Annotated in this window: 3 protein-coding genes and 1 pseudogene; 2 read left to right on the forward strand and 2 right to left on the reverse strand. The window is 74.8% G+C overall.

Annotated features, from left to right (window positions below):
• Positions 1-274: 274 nt before the first annotated feature.
• Together ACFWZ5_RS43575 and gabT are read right to left on the reverse strand one after the other, a co-directional pair.
• Positions 275-481 (reverse strand): annotated as a pseudogene (locus ACFWZ5_RS43575) (phosphoesterase); the annotation flags it as partial.
• Between the two features lie 268 nt (positions 482-749).
• On the reverse strand, positions 750-2,084 hold the full coding sequence (gene gabT, locus ACFWZ5_RS43580) for a 4-aminobutyrate--2-oxoglutarate transaminase (protein WP_384805380.1): 1,335 nt from the start codon (positions 2,082-2,084) through the stop codon (positions 750-752).
• A 279-nt stretch (positions 2,085-2,363) separates the two neighbouring features.
• Here gabT and ACFWZ5_RS43585 point away from each other — a divergent pair, with 279 nt between their 5' ends.
• The gene (locus ACFWZ5_RS43585; protein WP_384805378.1) at positions 2,364-4,502 is read left to right on the forward strand and encodes an ATP-binding protein; all 2,139 of its coding nucleotides are present in this window, start codon (positions 2,364-2,366) and stop codon (positions 4,500-4,502) included.
• Positions 4,503-4,871: 369 nt separating this feature from the next.
• The gene (locus ACFWZ5_RS43590; RefSeq protein WP_384805376.1) at positions 4,872-6,479 is read left to right on the forward strand and encodes a PucR family transcriptional regulator; all 1,608 of its coding nucleotides are present in this window, start codon (positions 4,872-4,874) and stop codon (positions 6,477-6,479) included.
• Positions 6,480-7,027: the final 548 nt, after the last annotated feature.

Consider the following 7,027-nt stretch of genomic DNA (forward strand, 5'->3'; position numbering starts at 1 on the left):
GGATGTCTGCCGGACCGGACGTGAGGCGCCCCCGCTCCGTGGTGTCACCGGAGCGGGGGCGCGGTGCCGTCTGAGCCCGTTACGCCATGGGAAGCGAGCGGACGGCCTGCGCGTACGAGGACCCGCGAGGAAGATCCAGGTCCGCGCCCATCGCGTCCGGGTAGGGCACGTGCTTCTGCCGCAGACACACTGAAGGGCCAGCGCAAGGGGGGGTATGCGCTAGCCCTTCAGTAGGACTTGACCGTCTCGGCTATCCACCGTGACCTACTTGCGAAGGAACCACGGGGGTAGTTCCGAGGCGGCCGTCCGGACCGGGCTGCCGCACGCCCCGGGGGGTTTGGGGCGGGCGGCCATCCGATCGGTGAGGAGTTCCGGAGCCAGCGGCTCCAGGTGTGTGCGCGAAGGCACGACCAGGGCGGGGCTGGGGAGGCTCCGACCCGGTGTTGCTCACGGTCTCCCGTGAGCGGGGTGTTTCTCTCATCTGCAGAAACCGTACGTCAGGAGTTCGGGGGCCGACAGGCACAACGGCATCCCGTCATGGGGCTCCCACACGTTCTTCACAGGCCCTGACCGTCACGTCAGGTCACGGTTTCCGTGCCGTGCGCGGTCGGTCCACGTCAGGGGCCGTGCGGGGGCGGGGAAGCGGCACGGAGCCGGGATCTTCCCGCTTTGGGATGATCCCGGCTCCAGTGGTCCAGACAGGTGCCGCACGGGGCCGGCCGGATCGCCGACCGGCCTCGTCAGCGCGCTCAGACCGTCGCGAACGCGGCCTCGATGATGTCCAGACCCTCGTTCAGAAGGTCCTCGCCGATCACCAGCGGCGGCAGGAAGCGCAGGACGTTGCCGTAGGTGCCACAGGTCAGGACCAGCAGGCCCTCGGCGTGGCAGGCCTTGGCGAGCGCGCCGGTCGCCTCCGGGTTGGGCTCCTTCGTCGCCCGGTCCTTGACCAGCTCGATCGCGATCATCGCGCCGCGGCCGCGGATGTCGCCGACGATGTCGTACTTCTCGGCCATGGCGGCGAGGCGGGCCTTCATGACGGCCTCGATGTTCTTCGCCCTGGCGTTGAGGTCGAGCTCCTTCATGGTCTCGATGGCGCCGAGCGCACCGGCGCACGCCACCGGGTTGCCGCCGTACGTGCCGCCGAGGCCGCCCGCGTGCGCGGCGTCCATGATCTCGGCGCGGCCCGTCACGGCGGCGAGCGGCAGACCGCCCGCGATGCCCTTGGCCGTCGTGATCAGGTCCGGCACGATGCCCTCGTCCTCGCACGCGAACCACTGGCCGGTGCGGCAGAAGCCGGACTGGATCTCGTCGGCGACGAACACGATGCCGTTGTCCGAGGCGAACTTGCTGATCGTCGGCAGGAAGCCCTTCGCGGGCTCGATGAAGCCGCCCTCGCCGAGCACCGGCTCGATGATGATCGCGGCGACGTTGTCCGCGCCGACCTGCTTGGAGATCTGGTCGATGGCCTGGGCGGCGGCCTCGGGCCCGGCGTTCTCGGCGCCGGTCGGCCAGCGGTAGCCGTAGGCGACCGGGACGCGGTAGACCTCGGGCGCGAACGGGCCGAAGCCGTGCTTGTACGGCATGTTCTTCGCCGTCAGGGCCATCGTGAGGTTGGTGCGGCCGTGGTAGCCGTGGTCGAACACCACGACCGCCTGGCGCTTGGTGTACGCGCGGGCGATCTTGACGGCGTTCTCGACGGCCTCGGCGCCCGAGTTGAACAGCGCGGACTTCTTCGCGTGGTTGCCCGGCGTGAGCTCGGCGAGGGCCTCGGCGACGGCCACGTAGCCCTCGTACGGCGTCACCATGAAACAGGTGTGGGTGAAGTCCGCGAGCTGGGCGGAGGCCCGCCGCACGACGGCCTCGGCGGAGGCGCCGACGCTCGTCACCGCGATGCCGGAGCCGAAGTCGATCAGGCGGTTGCCGTCGACGTCCTCGATGATGCCGCCGCCCGCGCGCGCCGCGAAGACGGGCAGGACCGAGCCCACGCCGCCCGCGACCACGGCGGTACGGCGGGCCTGCAGCTCCTGGGACTTCGGCCCGGGGATGGCGGTGACGACGCGGCGCTCCTGGGGAAGGTCGGTCATGAGGGCTCCTGGGGGTGGGTCGTGCGGACGTCCTCGGGGCACGGGGCTTGTGGACGTTTTCTTGGTCTTTCTCCGCAGGTTAGGGGCGGGGCACGGGGGTGGGCATGCTCCATGCGGGAGTTGTTCGCTGTGGCGCTTGTCCTTCGTGGACATAGCGGCCGTTCCCTGGGGACACGGAGGCCGCGTGGCGTGATCGGCGCGCAGTCGCCCTACGGGCGCCGCGCGGGCACTAGATTGAGCCGCGAACCGAATGGACAGGGCAGGTCAGGGGGCAAGGCGATGACAACCGACGGCACGCACGACGCGCGCGGTACGCACGCCACTCCGGTGCCGCGGCCGACGCCGGGCGACGCCGCTGCGGGTGTGCCGAGGGCCGCCGTGCCGCCCCGCCCGACGCGGGCGCCGGGCGCCGCGCCGCAGTCGGACGGCGAGGCCTTCCTGTCCTGGCTGCGCGAGCCGCGGCCGAAGGCGCCGCCCGGCATCTGGCGGTTCGGGCACACACAGCGGCCCGAGCAGGAGCCGGAGGTGACGCCCACGCGGCAGCTCCTGAGCGGGGCCGTCATCGCGTTCCTGGTGGGCTGGCTGCTCTGGTCGCTGCTGTGGAACGGCTACCTGGGCGGCTGGTGGGTCGTGCCCCTTGAGCTGTTCCTGCCGGACGCCTGGATCTACACCGGCAGCAGCGTGGGCAACGCCGTCGTGTGGAACACGTACTACACCGTCATCGCCCTCGCCATCATGATCGGCGTCGGCCGCCTCGGCCGCTGGGGCGAGGTCTGGCGCCGCTTCGTCGCGCCCCGCATCCGCCGCCCCGAGCCCGCCGCCCCGCCGCCCCCGCCCGGCGAGGACCCCGCCCACTGGCCCCAGCTGCGCGCCGCGGGGGCCGGACCCGCCGCCGACCGGCTCGCCGCCGACGCGCGGGCCGGGCTCATGCGGGACATCGACGCCGCCCGGATCGCCCGCGCCTGGCGCTCGGTGCGGTCCGGGAACAATTCGCTCGCCGCGTTCACCGACGCCGTCGTGCGCGACGGCGCCGCCGCCTGCCCGCACCCGTCCGGCGACCGCGACCTGCCCGCGCGCGCCGCCCGGCACGACCTGCGCACCTCCCAGGTGCGGCTCGGCACGACGGTGGACGACCCGCGCAACCCGTACGCCTACCGGGGCACCGGCCTCGCCCTCGGCCCCGACCTGATCGGCACCTCGCTGCTCGCCGTCGGGCCCGCCGGATCCGGCAAGACCGGCACCGTCGTGTGGCCCGTCGCCGAGGCGCTGTGCCTCCAGGCCCTCGCCGGGCGCGCCGCCCTCGTCGTGGTCGGCGCGGCGGGCGCCGGGCTCGGCCCCGCCGACGACTACGACGTGGTCGTGCGCATCGGCCACCCCGACTCGGTGTACGACCTCGACCTGTACGGCGGCGCCGTCGACCCCGACGAGGCCGCCGCCGTGCTCGCCGAGGCGCTCGTCGGCGACCTCGTCGACCCGCACCCCGGCGCGGACAGCCGCCGCTCCACCACCGTCCTCGCCCAGCTCCTCGGCCCCTACCACGCGGTCAACGGCCGCTTCCCCTCCGTACCGGAGCTGCGCGCCCTGCTCGACGGCGACCCCGGGCCGCTCGGCGCGCTCCGCAAGGCGCTCCAGGAGGCCGGGCACGAGGGCATGCTGCGGGAACTCGACGCCCGCGAGCGGCAGTTGGGCCACCCCGGCGACCACGGTGCCGTCCTCGCCGACCGGATCGCGCTGCTCGACCGCCCGGCGTTCGCCGCGTTCTTCGACACCTCGGGCCGGAGCACGCCGTTCTCGCTGCGCGCCCTCGACCACCCGGTGCGGGTCCGCATCGAGCTGCCCGAGCGCGGCCACGCCGACGCCTCGCGGATCCTTGCGCGCCTCGTGCTCGCCCAGTTCACGGCGAGCGCCGCCGCCCGCGAGGACCGCTCCCTGTTCGCCTGCCTCGTCCTCGACGACGCCACCGGCACCGTCACCCCGGAGGCGGTGCGCAGGATCCAGCGCCTCCGCTCGGCCAACGCGGGCGTCGTGATGACGCTCCGCACCCTCGACGACGCGCCGCGGCCGCTGCGTACGCCGCTCCTCGGCGCCGTCGGCTGCCGCATGGCCCTGTCCGGGCTCACCCCCTGGGACGGGCAGGACTTCGCGGAGGTCTGGGGCAAGGAGTGGACGGAGGCACGGGACGTCACCGACCGCCAGATCATCGCCGAGACGCCCGCGGGGAAGGCCTTCCACATCCTGCGCCGCGTGATCACCGGCAACGCGCCCACCGCCCGCGCGGTGACCGTCCGCCAGGTCGAGCGCGAGCGCTGGTCGGCCTCCGAACTGGCCCACGCGGTGCCGCCGGGGCACGCGGTGCTGTCCCTGACGGACGTACAGGGGGAGCACGCGCCGCCGTTGCTGGTGGACCTGCGGGCGTGACGGGTCGGGCGTGGGCGCCTTGAGCGGGATCTGTGAGCTCCGCTCACCTGGCGAAAAGCCGCAGACGCGCCTGCCGGGTGGCCGAGCCGGCGCGTCTGCGGGTTTCGTCGTGGCCGGTCGCGCAGTTCCCCGCGCCCCTTGCGGGGCCGTCGGGCGCCCGTGTCCGGCGTGGGGACGGCGGGTGGGTATACCTCGCAAGGCGCCCCTGGCGACCGTACGGTGAGGCAGAATCGACCGTAGCCGTCATACGCGGCGGCTAATGGATCACGTCGGACAACCCGCTCACGTCAGACCACCCGCACCCCACCCCCCTCCCGGTCCTCGCCGACCGGACCGCCGTACTCCGCCGTCGTACGACCTGAAGGTCCCATGCCCCCCACGCTCGCCTCGCTCGTCAGCCACTCCGCGCTCAAGCTCACCGTGCGCGCGGGCGAGGACCGCCTGGACACACCGGTGCGCTGGGCCCACGTCAGCGAACTCGCCGACCCCGTCCCGTACATGGAGGGCGGCGAGCTCCTCCTGATCACCGCGCTCCAGCTGGACGCGGAGGACCCGGAGGCGATGCGGCGCTATGTGAAGCGGCTCGTGGGCGCGGGCGTCGTCGGGCTCGGCTTCGCCGTCGGCGTGAACTACCCCGACATCCCGAAGGCGCTGCTCGACGCGGCGTCCGAGGAAGGCCTGCCCCTCATCGAGGTGCCGCGCCGCACCCCGTTCCTCGCCATCAGCAAGGCCGTGTCGGCCGCCATCGCCGCCGACCAGTACCGCGCCGTCACCGCGGGCTTCGCCGCCCAGCGCGAGCTGACCAAGCAGGCGCTGGGCGACGGCCCCGAAGGGCTGCTCGGCGCGCTCGCCGCGCAGGTCGACGGCTGGGCCGCGCTGTACGACGCCTCCGGCGCCGTCGTCGCCACCGCGCCCGAGTGGGCCGCGCGCCGCGCCGGGCGGCTCACCCCCGACGTCGAGCGGCTCCGCGAGCGGCCCGCCCCCGCGAGCCTCGTCGTCGCCGGGACCGAGGACCGGGTCGAGCTGCACACCCTCGGCACCGGGCGGCGGCCGCGCGCCGCGCTCGCCGTCGGCACCGCGTCGACGCTCGGCACCGCCGAGCGGTACGCCGTTCACTCCGCGATCGCCCTGCTCACCCTCACCACCGAACGGTCGCGCTCCCTGCACGCCGCCGAGGCGCGCATCGGTGCCGCGGTCCTGCGGATGCTGCTCGCCGGTGAGCCCGACCACGCGCGGGCCGTCGCGGGGGACCTGTACGGGGAGTTGCTCGACGCGCCCTTCCGGCTCGTCGTCGCGGAGGCGGCGGACGCCTCCGCGGGCGTGGGCGCCTCCGGAGTGGGGGAGCAGGGGTGGTCCGGCGGGCTCGTCGACTGCGTCGAGGCGGCGGGCGCGCGCTTCGGTGAGGCGCTGCTCGTCGTGCCGGACGGCGAGCGGCTCGTGCTGCTCGTCGCGGACGGGGGTGCGGCGCAGCGGGCCGCCGTGGAGTACGCGGCCGCGCTCGACGCGGGGCGCGAGGGGGGCGCGCGCCGGGAGCCGGGTGACGAGGGCGCGCTCCTCATGGGGCTCTCCGCGCCCGCGGGGACCGTGGCTGCCGCGCCCGCCTACAAGCAGGCCGAGCAGGCCCTGTCCGTCGCGCGGCGGCGCGGGCGGGTCCTCGTCGAGCACGAGGAGCTCGCCGCCGGGTCGGTGCTTCCGCTCCTCGCCGACGACGCGGTACGGGCCTTCGCGGACGGGCTTCTGCGGGCGCTGCGCGAGCACGATGCCACGGGGCGGGGGGATCTGGTCGCGTCCCTGCGGGCGTGGCTCTCGCGGCACGGGCAGTGGGACGCCGCGGCCGCGGACCTCGGCGTGCATCGGCACACCCTGCGGTACCGCATGCGGAGGGTCGAGGAGATCCTCGGCCGCTCCCTGGACGACCCGGACGTCCGCATGGAGCTGTGGCTCTCCCTGAAAGCCACGTCAACCCCACCCGACTGACCCGGGCACGCCCTCCCACGCCCCGCCGCCGTACCCACCGGCATCTCCCACCCGCCCGCCCGCTTCTGCCCTGCCGCCGGGCGAACGCCCCCGGCGGTGGCCACTCACCATCGGCGGCCGCGGCTCCCTCTACCAACTGACGACGACCACCACTCCCGCGGCTGCCTTCCCGCCCGCCCACCCGTTTCCACCTTCACGCTGGGTGGACGCCTGTGGCGGCGACTGCGGCTATCTCCGCCAGCTGATGGCGCCTGCCGCTCCCGCGGTTTCCTTTCCCTCCCGCCCGCCCGTTTCCACCCTGACACCGGCCGAACGCCCCCGGCGCGGGCCGATCGCCGCCGGCGACTGCGGCTCCGCGGGTGATTCCACCCCCGGCCCGTCCAGCCGTACGCCGGACGGGCACACCCAGCGGCTGCCAGGCCCGCCACGCACCTCCCTGCCCGCCGCTTCGCGGCGGGATCAGGGCCGCCCCCCCCCCCCCACCACCCCCCCCCCCGCGGCCCCCCCCCCCCCCCCACACCCCCCCCCCCACCCGGACAAACCCCGGG

It is taken from the genome of Streptomyces sp. NPDC059003 (assembly GCF_042740445.1).
In the GTDB taxonomy this organism is placed as follows: Bacteria; Actinomycetota; Actinomycetes; order Streptomycetales; family Streptomycetaceae; genus Streptomyces.